12 protein-coding genes and 1 tRNA gene are annotated in these 13537 nt (G+C 71.6%); 7 read left to right on the top strand and 6 right to left on the bottom strand.

The annotated features are described in order from the left end of the window. The first annotated feature begins 4 nt into the window (after window positions 1–4). The 6 genes from HD601_RS31815 to HD601_RS31790 all read left to right on the top strand — a co-directional run bounded on the left by HD601_RS31815 (window position 5) and on the right by HD601_RS31790 (window position 4829). Window positions 5–1651, top strand: a complete 1647-nt coding sequence (locus tag HD601_RS31815; RefSeq protein WP_221441479.1) for an MFS transporter — start codon at window positions 5–7, stop codon at window positions 1649–1651. Between the two features lie 42 nt (window positions 1652–1693). Beyond that, the gene (locus tag HD601_RS31810; protein WP_184828884.1) at window positions 1694–2173 is read left to right on the top strand and encodes a DUF2975 domain-containing protein; all 480 of its coding nucleotides are present in this window, start codon (window positions 1694–1696) and stop codon (window positions 2171–2173) included. After that, window positions 2173–2397 carry a helix-turn-helix domain-containing protein gene (locus HD601_RS31805; RefSeq protein ID WP_184828882.1) on the top strand — a complete coding sequence of 75 codons (225 nt, stop codon included), beginning with the start codon at window positions 2173–2175 and terminating at the stop codon, window positions 2395–2397. The genes HD601_RS31810 and HD601_RS31805 overlap by 1 nt, the downstream gene beginning before the upstream one ends. 8 nt (window positions 2398–2405) lie before the next feature. Next, complete coding sequence (locus tag HD601_RS31800; protein ID WP_184828880.1) at window positions 2406–3557, top strand: NAD(P)/FAD-dependent oxidoreductase; 1152 nt, start codon at window positions 2406–2408, stop codon at window positions 3555–3557. A gap of 99 nt (window positions 3558–3656) precedes the next feature. Beyond that, complete coding sequence (locus tag HD601_RS31795; RefSeq protein WP_184828878.1) at window positions 3657–4154, top strand: FBP domain-containing protein; 498 nt, start codon at window positions 3657–3659, stop codon at window positions 4152–4154. A 90-nt stretch (window positions 4155–4244) separates the two neighbouring features. Next, on the top strand, window positions 4245–4829 hold the full coding sequence (locus HD601_RS31790) for a dihydrofolate reductase family protein (protein WP_184828876.1): 585 nt from the start codon (window positions 4245–4247) through the stop codon (window positions 4827–4829). Window positions 4830–4853: 24 nt separating this feature from the next. Here the strand turns inward: HD601_RS31790 and HD601_RS31785 are convergent, their stop codons facing one another. The 5 genes from HD601_RS31785 to HD601_RS31765 all read right to left on the bottom strand — a co-directional run bounded on the left by HD601_RS31785 (window position 4854) and on the right by HD601_RS31765 (window position 8805). Beyond that, window positions 4854–5861: an RNA polymerase subunit sigma-70 gene (locus HD601_RS31785; protein WP_184828874.1), complete on the bottom strand. Its 1008-nt coding sequence runs from the start codon at window positions 5859–5861 to the stop codon at window positions 4854–4856. A gap of 406 nt (window positions 5862–6267) precedes the next feature. Continuing rightward, window positions 6268–6930, bottom strand: coding sequence for a nucleotidyl transferase AbiEii/AbiGii toxin family protein (locus HD601_RS31780; RefSeq protein ID WP_221441477.1), 663 nt, complete (start codon window positions 6928–6930; stop codon window positions 6268–6270). A 72-nt stretch (window positions 6931–7002) separates the two neighbouring features. Then, complete coding sequence (locus HD601_RS31775; protein ID WP_184828871.1) at window positions 7003–7650, bottom strand: type IV toxin-antitoxin system AbiEi family antitoxin domain-containing protein; 648 nt, start codon at window positions 7648–7650, stop codon at window positions 7003–7005. A gap of 58 nt (window positions 7651–7708) precedes the next feature. Then, window positions 7709–7782, bottom strand: a tRNA-Ile gene (locus HD601_RS31770). Between the two features lie 36 nt (window positions 7783–7818). Continuing rightward, window positions 7819–8805, bottom strand: a complete 987-nt coding sequence (locus HD601_RS31765) for an NAD(P)H-dependent flavin oxidoreductase (protein ID WP_184828869.1) — start codon at window positions 8803–8805, stop codon at window positions 7819–7821. 72 nt (window positions 8806–8877) lie between these two features. On the opposite strand from HD601_RS31765, the gene HD601_RS31760 reads away from it, so the two are divergent. Beyond that, window positions 8878–9789 (top strand): YhjD/YihY/BrkB family envelope integrity protein, encoded by a 912-nt coding sequence (locus tag HD601_RS31760; protein ID WP_184828867.1) that lies wholly within the window; start codon window positions 8878–8880, stop codon window positions 9787–9789. Here HD601_RS31760 and HD601_RS31755 read toward each other — a convergent pair. Next, window positions 9786–13367 carry an OmpL47-type beta-barrel domain-containing protein gene (locus tag HD601_RS31755; RefSeq protein WP_425503498.1) on the bottom strand — a complete coding sequence of 1194 codons (3582 nt, stop codon included), beginning with the start codon at window positions 13365–13367 and terminating at the stop codon, window positions 9786–9788. The genes HD601_RS31760 and HD601_RS31755 overlap by 4 nt on opposite strands. Window positions 13368–13537 lie beyond the last annotated feature (170 nt).

Below are 13537 nucleotides of genomic sequence, written 5' to 3'. Positions count from 1 at the left end.
CGGCGTGGAGACCAGTGGGACGACGACGGCGGCACCCGCCGCGTCGGGGCTGATCCTGCTCACCCTGGCGTCGGGGCAGTTCCTCATGGCCCTGGACAGCTCGGTGATGAACGTGTCCATCGCGACCGTCGCGGACGACCTGGACACGACGGTGACGGGGATCCAGTCGGCCATCACGTTCTACACGCTGGTGATGTCGTCGCTGATGATCACGGGCGGGAAGATCGGCGAGATCCTGGGCCGCAAGCGGGCGTTCGCCATCGGCTGCGTCATCTACGGGACGGGGTCGCTGACGACGTCGTTGTCGCCGAACCTGACGGTTCTGCTGATCGGCTGGTCGGTGCTCGAGGGCGTCGGCGCGGCGCTGATCATGCCGGCCATCGTCGCGCTGATCGCGTCGAACTTCGACCGCGGCGCCCGGCCGCGCGCCTACGGCCTGGTCGCGGCGGCCGGGGCGATCGCCGTCGCGCTGGGGCCGCTCATCGGCGGGTTCCTGACGACGTACGCCTCGTGGCGGTGGGTGTTCGCGGGCGAGGTGCTGATCGTGCTCGCGATCCTGGTGCTGGCGCGGCGGCTGGCGGACGTGCCGGGGGACCGCTCCGCGCGGCTGGACCTCGTCGGCACGGCGCTGTCGGCGCTGGGGCTCGCCCTCATCGTGTTCGGCGTCATCCGGTCGGGGACCTGGGGGTTCGTCAACGCGAAGCCGGACGCGCCGGTGTGGCTCGGCCTCTCGCCGGTGATCTGGCTGATCCTCGGCGGCGGCCTGGTGCTGCTCGGGTTCGCCGCGTGGGAGCGGCGGCAGCGTGACGCCGGCCGGCCGATCCTGTTCGACCCGGCCCTGCTGCGCAACGCGGTCCTGCGCGGCGGGCTGGTCTCGTTCCTCTTCCAGTACGTGGTGCTGGCCGGGGTGTTCTTCACGGTGCCGCTGTTCCTCTCGGTCGCCCTGGGGCTGTCGGCGATCGACACCGGGATCCGCATCCTGCCGCTCTCGCTGGCGCTGCTCGCGGCGGCCACGGGCATCCCGAAGCTGCTGCCGGACGTGTCGCCGCGGCTCGTGGTGCGCGCGGGCTTCCTGTCGATGGGCGCGGGCATCGTCTGGCTGGCCGCGGCGCTCGAGGTCGGCGTCGGGCCCGAGGTCATCACCTGGCCGATGATCCTGGCCGGGCTGGGCATCGGCGCCCTGGCGTCCCAGCTGGGCAGCGTGACGGTGTCGTCGGTCCCGGACGAGCGCGCCGACGAGGTGGGCGGCGTCCAGAACAGCGTCATGTTCCTGGGCTCGTCCATCGGGACCGCGCTGGCCGGCGCCGTGCTGATCTCGGCGCTCACCACGTCGTTCTTCGCCGGGATCCAGGACGATCCGGCGGTGCCCGCGGACCTCACGACTCGGGCGGAGGCCCAGCTGTCCGCGGGCGTGCCGTTCGTGTCCGACGACCAGCTGTCCGAAGCGCTGGCCGACGCGGGGGTCGCCGAGGACACCGCGGACGCCGTCGTCGCGGACAACGCGGCGGCCCGGATCGACGGCTTGCGCTCGGCGCTGGCGCTGCTCGCCGTGGTCGCGCTGCTGGCGCTGTTCGCCGCGCGGAGCATCCCGACCCGCCAACCCGGCAAGGCTGCGGTGACAGGCGGCGAAACGCGCGCGGATATCGACTGAAATCTATTGACAATCGATCGATAGACAGCGACAGTCGATGCCATGCCATCCAAGCATCGGGCAGTCGGCCTGCTCCGGATCCTGCTCGTGCTGCTGTTCGCCGGACTCGTGGTGGCGCAGGTCGCGATCCTGCCCGGAACGCTCGCGTCCCTCGCCGAGGACGAGCCCGACCTCGCCTACCTGCGCTGGCCGGCGCTGGCCTTCTCGATCGTCGAGCTGCTCTGCGTCCAGGTCGTCATCGTCTGCACCTGGAAGCTGCTCGGCATGGTCAGGGACGACCGCATCTTCAGCGAGGCCGCGTTCGCCTGGGTGAACACGATCGTGTGGACCATGGCCGCCGCGTGGGTGCTGCTCCTCGGCGCGTTCGGCTACGTCACCGCCGTCGTCTCCGGCCCGGGACTCCCGGTGCTGCTGTTCGGCATGGTGCTGGCCGGGGGAGTGCTGGTGCTGCTGATGGTCGTCATGCGTGCGCTGCTGCGCCAGGCCACGATCCTGCGCAGCGACATGGACGCGGTGATCTGATGCCCATCGTCGTGCGCATCGACGTGGAACTGGCCAAGCGCAAGCTGAGCGTCGGCGAGTTCGCGGAACGGGTCGGGCTCACCCCGGCCAACGTCGCCGTGCTGAAGAACGGGCGGGCCAAGGCGGTCCGCTTCAGCACCCTCGAGGCGATGTGCCGGGTGCTCGAGTGCCAGCCCGGTGACCTGCTCGAATGGGTCCCCGACGGCGCGGAGGCCGACCAGTGAGCCTCCGGATGCGGACCGACGTGCTCGTCGTCGGGGCCGGGCTGGCCGGACTGCACACCGCGACGCTGCTCGCCCGCCGCGGCCACTCGGTGCTGCTGACCGAGCGGCGGCCCCGGCTCGACGGCACGATCCGCACCACCGGGATCTTCGTCCGCCGCACCCTCGACGACTTCGACCTGCCGCCGGAGCACCTCGGCCCGCCCATCCGCCGCGTCGTCCTCTACCCGCCGAACCTCCGCCGCCCGGTCGCGCTGGTCAGCGAGCGCGACGAGTACCGGGTCGGCGACATGGGGCCGCTCTACCTGTCCGCGGCGAGGACGGCGGTCGACGACGGCGTCAGCCTCCTGCTGGGCACGCACTACGTCGCCCGCCGCGAGCCCGGCACCTTCCTGCTGGCCGGCCGCGACGGCGCGATCCGGGTCCAGGCGCGGTTCGTCGTCGGCGCCGACGGGGCCCGCTCCACCGTCGCGCGCGACCTCGCCCTCGACCGCAACCGGCACCTGCTCATCGGCGCCGAGGAGGTCTTCCCGCTTCCGGCCGGCGGCGGCGCGGGCGGCGACGGCGAGCCGCCGACGTTCCATTGCGTGCTCGACCCGTCGCTCGCGCCCGGGTACCTCGCCTGGGTCGTCAACGACGGCCGGCACGCCCACGTCGGTGTGGCCGGGTACGCGAAGCGCTTCCCGGACGGCATGCGCCGAGCGCTGACGCGGTTCGCGGCGACGGCGCCCGGACTGGGGCCGCGCGGGGCCGCGGCTGACGCCGTCGCCCCCGGATCCGAGGTCGAGCGGCGGGGCGGGCCGATCCCCGTCGGAGGGGTCCTCCGGCGCATCAGCTGCGTCGACGGCCTGCTGGTGGGTGACGCGGCGGGTGCGGTGTCGCCGTTGACCGCCGGTGGGCTCGACCCGTGCCTGCGACTGTCCGAGCACGCCGCCGACGTCCTCGACGACGCCCTGCGTGCGGGCCGGCCGGACCCGCTCGAGCACTACGACGGCGCGGCGCTGCGGGCCCGGTTCCGGGGACGGCTGCTGCTGCGCCGCGGGCTCGCGCAGGTCCGCACGCCGGCCATGGCGACCGCGGCGTTCGGGGTCCTGCGGACCCGGGTGGGCCGTGCGGCGGCCGCGAGGATCCTGTTCGGGGACGGCTCGTTCCCGTCGCCGTGAGATGCCGCCGCCCAGGCGATCCCGGACGGCGGGCAGGTGGCGGGGAACCGCCAATAATCCGTCGCGTCACGGCCGGGGGCGGAGTTACCGTCGTGACTCATGCGCCCGATCACCGAGAGCGACATCCGCCGCTCGTTCGTCAACTGCTCCAAGGGTGAGGCCATGCGGCTGAACGTGCCGCGCGACCTCGAGGAGCAGCCCTGGGACGACCTCGACTTCCTCGGCTGGCGAGACCACAGCACCCTCGACCGCGGCTATCTGGTCGCTGTGGCGGGCGATCGGCTCGTCGGAGTGACGCTGCGGACGAACCCGAAGAGCTCGCGCGCCTTCACCACGCGCAGCATGTGCTCGCTCTGCCTGACGACCCACACCAGCGGCGGCGTCTCGCTGATGACGGCCCGCCGCGCCGGCGAGCCCGGCCGCCAGGGCAACACCGTCGGCCAGTACCTGTGCGGTGACCTGCTGTGCTCGCTCTACGTGCGGGGCCGCAAGCAGTCCATCGTCGGCGCCGAGATCGAGGAGACCCTGACGGTGGAGGAGAAGGTCGGCCGCATGCGCGGCAACCTCGACACCTTCGTCGCCCAGGTCCTCGGCTGACCTCGGCGCGCCGGGGAGACCGCGCACCGATCAGGTTGTCGCGCCGCGCTCGTCTGTACGTGTGAGATCCACACACAGGAGGCTGGCTCGATGCGGAAACTGACCTTTGCGATGAACGTGAGCCTGGACGGCTACATCGCCGCGCCCGGCGACGACCTCGGCTGGAGTAGCGGTGAGGGACCGGACTCGTCGTCGAGCGACGAGCTGTTCCAGTGGTGGTCCGACCGGGTGGCGGCGACGGGCCTGTCGCTGTACGGGCGCAAGCTGTGGGAGGTGATGAGCTCCGCCTGGCCGACCGCCGACCAGCGGCCCGGCGCCAGCGGGGCGGAGATCGAGTTCGCCGGGCGCTGGCGGGACCTTCCGAAGGTGGTGTTCTCCTCGACGATCAGCACGGTCGACTGGAATGCCCGCCTGGTCACCGGCGACGCGGTCACCGAGATCACCCGGCTCAAGGCCGAGGACGGTGGCCCGATGGACATCGCCGGCGCCACGCTCGCCGGTGCGGCCATGCGGGCCGGACTGATCGACGAGTACCTGCTGGTCACCTATCCGGTCCTGGTCGGTGGCGGCACGCCGTTCTTCGCCGCGCTGGACACCTGGGTGAACCTGGCGCTGGTGGAGACGCGGACGTTTCCGGGCGGTGTGGTGCTGACCCGCTACGAGACGAGGCGGTGAGCGCAGGCGGAGACCTGCCCCCGATCACAGTGCCGGGGGCAGGTCAAGCCATGGCTTGTCGGTGGCGTCGAACCCGGTGAGCTCGGCGATCTTCCCGTCGACGATGTGCAGGGCCGCGACGGCGAACAGCCGGTACTCCGAGTCGTCGGGGGTGCGGACGTACAGCGCGGCGGCGGGCATGCGATTGACCGTCGTGGGGATGCCGCGCCAGTCGTCGTGGCCGGGCTGGAAGAGCCCGCCGGAGACCCAGCCGTCGACCGCGTCCTCGGCCGTCGTGGTCACGGTGCCCGGGTCGGGCAGCATCGCGAAGCGCAGGTCGTCGCGCAGCAGCGACATCAGGGCGTCGAGGTCGTTGCGCTCGTGGGCGTCGATGTACGACTTCACCGCGCCGCGCTCGCTGCTCGACAGCTCGTGGGTGGCGGGGCTGCGCCAGTCGAGGCGGCGGCCGGGCAGCTGCTCGCGCATTGTGACACGGGCCCGCTGCAGCGCGCTGGTCACCGATGCGACGGTCGACTCGAGGGCGTCGGCCGCCTTCGACGCCGGCCAGCCGAGGACGTCGCGCAGGACGAACACCGCCCGCTGCCGCGGCGGCAGGTGCTGGACGGCGACGATGAACGCCAGCTCGATCGTCTCCCGCGCGACCACCGATTCCTGCGGGTCCTCGGGGAGCATCCGGTCGGGGTACGGCTGCAGGTACGGCAGCTCGGAGCCGGGGTCCGGCAGTTCGGACAGTACGGGTACGCGGTCGTTGCGCTTCCTCAGGAAGTCGAGGCAGGCGTTCGTCGCGATCCGGTACAGCCAGGTCCGCAAGGCCGCGTTGCCCTTGAACGACTCCCGCTTGTTCCACGCTCGCAGGAACGTCTCCTGCGTCAGGTCCTGGGCGTCCTCGTAGTTCGCGAGCATCCGGTAGCAGTGCACCTGCAGCTCACGCCGGTGGCGTTCGGTGACGAGTGCGAACCGCGTCGCGTCGTCCGAACGGACCGCCGCGATGAACGTCGCCTCGTCGGCGCCCAGCGGCCTGGCGTCGGTCATGTCATCCATCCTTCCATCGGTGAGAGGGCCAACAGAACTGACGACATGGCGGAGGATTCCTGATCGGTGAAGCCGCGCCTGACCGGACTGTTCCTGGTGCGAGCGCTGGCCAGAGGCTCGATGCCTCCCCTCCGGCGGCTACGGAGGGTCGGTGGTCCTGAAGGACGTTCATGCTGGTAGGGCGGGTGGGACTCGAACCCACGACGAGGGATTATGAGAGCCACGGCAACCCTCACGGCAGCAACTTCAGGCGCCAGCGCTCAGGTCGCCGGCATCTCCAGGACATCTGACAGCGTTGCCCAACCTCATTTCGCACCACTAACGGCACCCACGCTGTGCTCGGGAGCTTCCGAGACGCCATTCGTGTGATGAACTCGAGTTCCCGTCCAAGGCCGGTGTTGTGGGCTCAGCCCGGTGCCGCGTCCGGGCCGTGAGCGGCCGTGCTCCAGGTGAGTTCCCCCGGGTCCCAGGTTGCTGTGTTCGGGCACCTGTTGAGAGCTGGGTCGATGAGCGTCGCCACAACGTGGGCTGCCGTAGCGGCGCTGAATGTTTCAGCGATTGGAACGCCTTTCGCGGTCGCCGGGTAGGTGCGGGTCCAGTCGGTAGGGATCTCGAAGTGCCCGAACGGCTCGATGCCGCTGAGCGTCTGCTTGGCGTCGATCGCGCGGCGCAGTTCGCCGAGGTCGATTCTTTGTGTGTGGGCGAGCACAACGAGGTCGACGAGGTCCTTGACGCGGCTACTGCGCTTTCCGCCCGGGTAGGTGGTATCCATCGTGGCGAAGACCTTGTCGGCGATCTGGTCGGTCACCGGATACAGCTGGTACGGGTGGGTGACGAGTTCGCGGCGCAGGTGCAGCCTGTTGGCTGGCTCGACTACCTCGGGCAGTCCGACCGGGGCAGGGCCGACCACGACGTCGACGGTCATCGTGTCGATCTGCCGGTCGGAATCGGTGTCGAGGCAGGCGTAGACGAGGCGTCGGGTGGTGACGCCGGGCTGGTTGTCGCCAAGCCCGATGGGCTCGGATCGGATCAGTCTGAAGGTGAGGTGGTCGCCGAGGTCGGCGGCCACGAGAGCGCGGCCTTCTTGGCTGCCTCCTTGATCGCGCGTTCAAGAGATCGCCAGTCCGCGTAGCCGGAGTGGTCAGCCACGCCCCGATCCTTCCGGATCGATGCCCGCGAGTTCGAAGAGATCGCTCGCTGTCTCGCGCCCGTCGCGTCGGCTGATCGCGTCGAGGTGCGCAACGAGGCGTTCGGGGGAGACCAGCTTGTCGGCCCGCACGGCATTGCGCACAGCGTCGGCTACCAGGGACATGTCCGTGTCGATGTCGACCAGATCGGCGATCGTCCGCTCGACGGTGAGTGTCGGCAGGCCGTTGACCGGCATGACCTCATCAGGGCTGAGTGGCCGGATGCGAAGATGCACGCCAGGCAGGCGGGTTCCCTTGCGTGCGGGGACGATGAAGTCGAAGCCGTCGAGCAGAAAGTCCGCAATCTCGTGGACGACGGCCGCTGTCGTCCCGGCGGCCACAAGCGAGGAGACCCCGGCCTCCGTGCGTGGGGTCGTTGCGCCACCGAGCGCCAGCCAGGTCGCGTAGATCGCCTCGTGCTCTTGCGCAGGAGCGCCGCCTGCGCGGTACACCCCGTGTGCGACGCGCTCGATTGCTCCGGCGGTTGCCATCCGTGACAGCTGCTTGCGAGCAACCCCGGCCGCGGCTGCTTGGGCGGTGGTGAACAGCCCCCACCGTCGTTCCGCGATGGAGCCGAGCCGCGCCAGCGTTGCATCCGCCACGACAACGATTGTACCCAATTTCGGGGACAAGCGTTGTAGCTAGCTGGCGAGATCTGTGTAGGGCGGGTGGGACTCGAACCCACGACCCAGGGATTATGAGTCCCCTGCTCTAACCGGCTGAGCTACCGCCCCGGAAGCGCGCGACCCGGACCTGCGCGCCCGAGAACCTTACCCCGGCGGCGACGACCGCCGAGCGGCTCGGGCGAGGGCGTCCTCGGCCTGGATGGCGAGCACGCCGACGAGGTCGCCGGCCGAGGGGAGGTCGGTGATGAGGTCGACCCCCTCGCCGGCCCAGACGGGCAGCGGCGGGATCGCGCCGCGCGCCACATCGTCCTGATAATCCTGCCGGGCCTGCCCATCCACGGCGAGGTCGGTCTCGCGGCCGCGCCAGCGCTCGAGGTAGGGGTGGGCCAGGGTGCGGGCCAGGTACTTCGACGGCCAGTCGGAGCCGCGGGCGATGTCGAGGACGGCGCTGCGCTCGGTTGCCTCCGCCGAACCGTCGAGGATCGCCCGGGTGATCGCGGGGTCGACGAGGGCCTCGGTCGTGGCCTGGAAGCGGGTGCCGATCAGCGCGCCGGCCGCGCCCAGGGCGAGGGCGGCCGCCACCCCGCGGCCGTCCGCGATGCCGCCGGCGGCCAGCACCGGCGGACCGGCGGCGCCGGCGAGGTCCACCACCACGGGCACGAACGGCAGGGTCGACCGGCCGCGGCGGGCGCCGTGGCCGCCGGCCTCGGTGCCCTGGGCGACGATCACGTCGGTGCCCAGGTCGAGGGCCTGACGGGCCTCCTCGAGGTCGGTGACCTGCAGGATCAGCAGCGCCCCCGCCTGACGGATCCGCGCGGCGTACGGCGTGGGGTCGCCGAAGGAGAGCATGATCGCCGACGGGCCGTACGACAGCGCGTGGTCCACCGCGCTCGCGTCGATGCCCCAGGTCAGGAACCCGACGCCCCACGGCAGGCCCGGTGCCGACGCGGCGAGGATCGGCGCCTCGCGGTCCAGCCACCGGCGGTCGCCGGTGGCGGCGCCGAGGATGCCGAGGCCGCCGGCACGAGACACCGCCGAGGCCAGCGCGCCGCCGGATGAGCCGCCCATCGGCGCCAGCGCGATGGGGTGCCGCAGCCCGAACAGGTCCGTGAACTCGGTCCTCAACGCCATGGCCCCATCTTTCCGGACATCACCCGCGGCGGGTGGGCCACCCACTCCGTCCGGCACGGTGGGATGGGCCGCGTGCCGGATGACGCGAACGGCACCGATGCCGCCGTCGAACACGTCCCGCCGTGGCTGAGGCGCGTGGCCGGGTGGGTGATGAGGCGGTGGCCGGGCCGGATCCTGACCCGCAGTGTGGCCGGCTGCCTGCGTGTCGACATCTTCGACCGGGCGATGACGATCGCGGCCCAGACGTTCAGCTCGGTCCTGCCCATTCTCATCCTGATCGCCACGTGGGTGGGCGCGGGAGCATCGGACGACACCACGGACGCCTTGGATCTGCCGGAGGAGTCGGCGTCGCTGCTCGACGAGGCGGTGAAGGGGGCGGGGAACGCCGCGTTCGGGGTCGTCGGGGCGCTGATCGTGCTGGTGTCCGCGACCAGTCTGTCGCGGGCGCTGAATCGCGCGTTCACCGCGGTCTGGTCGCTGCCGCGCCCCAGGAACCGGCTGGCGTCGGCGTGGCGGTGGCTGGCCGCCGTCGTCGTGCTGGCGCTGTCGGTCATCCTGGTCCGCGGGCTGATCACGGTGGCGGGCGAGTTGGAGCCGCCACGAGCCTGGCAGTCGGTGACGGCGTTCGCCGCGGACGTCGCCGTGGCCGTGTTCCTGCCGTGGGTGCTGCTGGCGGGCGCCGTCCGGCCGCGGCGGCTGCTACCCGGAGCCGTCTGCTTCGGGATCGCAATGATCGCGGTCCGCCCGGTCTCGGCGGCGTGGCTGCCGCGAGCGCTGGACACCAGCGCGGACCGGTTCGGGTCGATCGGCGTCGCTTTCACGTATCTGGCCTGGTTGTACGTGGTCTCGTTCTGCTTCCTGGCGACGGCGGTGATCGGCCGGGTCATCGCGACCGACGAGGGCGCCCTGGGCCGATGGATCCGAACAGGGCGGATGCCCGGAGACCGCGCGATCCCCGGGCATCCGTCGAGCACGTCGAACTAGTGGTGGTTCGCGTGGTACGCCAGCGCCTCCTCGATCGACATCTCGGAAGCGGCGGCGGGAGCGGCGGCAGGAGCGGCCGGCGGCGTCGTGCCGACGTCCGACTGCGCCGCGGTGCGGGTGAGCATGCCCCGCTCCCGGCTGGTGATGACGCCGTCGGCGACCAGCGCGGTCGCCACCGCCGTCACGTGCCGCACGAACGCGCCGTGCGAGGCCCAGTCGCCCTCGTCGTCGATGAGGTCGTTGATGGTGCAGCCGTCACCGGTGTCGACGTTGGCCACGAGCGAGTCGAGGCCGCCGATGACCACCGTCGGGCGGGTGTCGGAGTCGGGGCAGGCGTCGCCGTCGCGCTCGACGACGGTGAACGTCACCGAGCCCACGTCCGACGCGTTCCCGGCGTTGTCCGTCGCCCGGAACCGCACGGTGTGCTCGCCCACCGCACCCACCACGACCGGCGCCGTGTAGGGCACGAACGCCCCGTCGTCGAGGGAGTAGACTACGGAGGCGACGCCGGACTCGGCATCGGTGGCCGTGACCGTCACGGTCGCCGAGTCGATGTAGTCGCCGGCGCCGTTCTGCTCGCCGGACACCACGCCGGACACCACGGGCGGCGTCGTGTCGTCCGGCTCGACCGCGACCACGGTGAACGACACCGACTCGACCGGCGCGACGTTGCCGGCGTTGTCGGTCGCCCGGTACTGGACGACGTGGTCGCCGACGGCCGACACCACGACGGGCGCGGTGTAGGTCACGAACCCGGCGCCGTCCAGGTTGTACTCCACCGACGCCACGCCGGAGCCGGTGTCGGACGCCGTCACCGTCACCGTCGCGGATCCGACGTAGTCGCCCTCAGGGTTCTGCGAACCGGTGACCGCGGCCGAGACGTCCGGCGGGGTCGTGTCGTCGGGCTCCGGCTCGACGACGGTGAAGGCCACCGACTCGACCGGCGACGTGTTGCCGGCGTTGTCGGTCGCCCGGTACTGGACGACGTGGTCGCCGAGCGCCGTCACGACCACGGGGGCCGTGTAGGGCTGGAACGAGCCACCGTCGAGCGCGTAGGCGATCGAGGCGACGCCGGACTCCGCGTCCGACGCCGTTACCGTGACCGTCGCCGACGAGACGTACTCGCCGTCCTCGTTCTGGTCACCGGCCACGGCCGCCGAGACGTCCGGCGGCGTGGTGTCGTCCGGCTCCGGCTCGACGACGGTGAAGGCGACGGACTCGACCGGCGCCACGTTGCCGGCGTTGTCGGTCGCCCGGAACTGCACCGTGTGCGCGCCGGTCGCCGACACCACGACGGGTGCCGTGTAGGCCACGAACCCGGCGCCGTCGAGGTTGTACTCCACCGACGCGACCCCGGACCCGGCGTCGGTCGCGGTGATGGTGACCGTGGCCGACCCGACGTACTCGCCGTCCTCGTTCTGGTCACCGGTGACCGCGCCGGAGATGTCCGGCGGGGTGGTGTCGTCCGGCTCCGGTTCGACGACGGTGAAGGTGACGGACTCGACCGGCGAGGTGTTGCCGGCGTTGTCGGTCGCCCGGTACTGCACGGTGTGGTCGCCGAGCGCCGTCACCACCACGGGAGCGGTGTACGGCTGGAACGAGCCGCCGTCCAGCGCATAGGCGACGGACGCGACGCCCGACTCGGCGTCGGTCGCGGTGACCGTCACCGTGGCCGAACCGACGTAGTCGCCGTCCTCGTTCTGGTCGCCCGTGACGGCGGCCGAGACGTCCGGCGCCGTCGTGTCGTCGGGTTCCGGCTCGACGACGGTGAACTGCACGGCCTCGACCGGTGCGACGTTGCCCTCGTTGTCGGTCGCCCGGTACTGCACGGTGTGCTCGCCGAACGTCGTCACGACGAGCGGCGCGGTGTAGGCGGTGAAGCCCGCGCCGTTCAGGTTGTACTCCACCGACGCCACACCGGAGCCGGCGTCGGTCGCCGTCACCGTGACCGTCGCGGAGCCGACGTACTCGCCGTCCTCGTTCTGGTCACCGGTCACGGCCGCCGAGATGTCCGGCGGGGTGGTGTCGTCCGGCTCCGGCTCGACGACGGTGAAGCTGACCGACTCGATCGGCGCCTGGTTGCCGGCGTTGTCGGTCGCCCGGTACTGCACGGTGTGGTCGCCCAGCGCGGTCACGACCACCGGGGCCGTGTACGGCTGGAAGGCGCCGCCGTCGAGGGCGTAGGTGATCGAGGCGACGCCGGACTCCGCGTCGGTCGCTGTGATGGTCACGGTGGCGGAGGCGATGTAGTTGCCCTCGTCGTCCTGCTCACCCGCGACGGCCGCGGAGACCTCCGGCGGTGTGGTGTCCTCGGGCTCCGGCTCGACGACGGTGAACTGCACGGCCTCGACGGGTGAGACGTTGCCCTCGTTGTCGGTCGCCCGGTACTGCACCGTGTGATCGGCCGCTGCGGTGACGACCACGGGTGCGGTGTAGGCGGTGAAAGCGGCGCCGTCGAGGCTGTACTCGATCGACTGGACGCCCGAGCCGGGGTCCGACGCGGTGATGGTCACCGTGGCCGACCCGACGTACTCGCCGTCCTCGTTCTGGTCGCCCGCGACGGCCGCGGAGACCTCCGGCGGGGTGGTGTCGTCCGGTTCCGGCTCGACGACGGTGAAGGCCACGGACTCGACCGGGGCGACGTTCCCCTGGTTGTCGGTAGCCCGGTATCGCACCGTGTGCGCCCCCAGCGCGGTCACGACCACCGGGGCCGTGTACGGCTGGAACGCGCCGCTGTCCAGGGCGTACTCGACGGAGGCGACCCCGGACTCCGCGTCGGTCGCCGTGACGGTGACCGTGGCCGACCCGACGTAGTTGCCCTCGTCGTCCTGCTCGCCGGCCACCGCGGCCGAGATGTCCGGTGGCGTCGTGTCGACGGGGTCCGGTTCGGCGACGGTGAACTGCACCGACCCGACCTCGGACGTGTTGCCGGCATTGTCGGTCGCCCGGTACTGCACCGAGTGGTCGCCGATTTCGTCGACCACCACGGGAGCGGTGTAGGGCTGGAAGCCGAGGTCGTCGATCTCGTACTCGATGGTGTCGACGCCCGAGCCGGCGTCCGTCGCGGTGACGGCCACGGTGGCCGACCCGATGTAGTCGCCGTCCTCGTTCTGGTCGCCGGTGACCTGCGCGGACACCTCCGGCGGGGTGGTGTCCTCGGTGCCGCCGGTGACGACCAGCAGGCCGGTCATCGATCCGTGCCCGGGGAACGCGCAGTAGTAGCGGTAGACGCCGGGCGTGAGGACGACGTCGACCTCGTAGCGGCCGCCGTTCGGGTCGAACGGGTTCGCCGTGATGTTGACGTCGACGTCGGAGTTGTACTGCGGGTCACTGGTCTCGAACGTCAGCGTGTGCGGCATGCCGCTGGTGTTGCCGGTGGCCACGCTGTTCTCGAAGACGATCGTCGTCGCCCCGGCCACCGCCGTCGTCGGGGCCGACGCGTACGCCGTCACGCTGTTGTTGCCGGTCCAGGTCAGGGTCTGCTCGGCTGCGGCCTCCGCCGTCGCCGATGACGGTGACGCGGCCGGAGACGGAGCTGAACGGAAGGCCGCCGCCGCCGGCACCAGGCCGACCGCCATGAGGGCGAGGGTCAGGACCGCGACGACGACGCCCTGGGGGGTCACTCGTCGGCGGCCGGACCGGCCCTCCGCGGGATGGAGTCGTTGGGGCATGAAGTGCCGCACCTCTTTCGTGAATCCGAGACGCCGAGCGTCCCGGCGGCCGAGGCCCGCCGGAGCGGGCGCGACCA

This window comes from Jiangella mangrovi (assembly GCF_014204975.1).
In the GTDB taxonomy this organism is placed as follows: Bacteria; Actinomycetota; Actinomycetes; order Jiangellales; family Jiangellaceae; genus Jiangella; species Jiangella mangrovi.
This window is presented reverse-complemented; position numbering and strand designations above follow the sequence as displayed.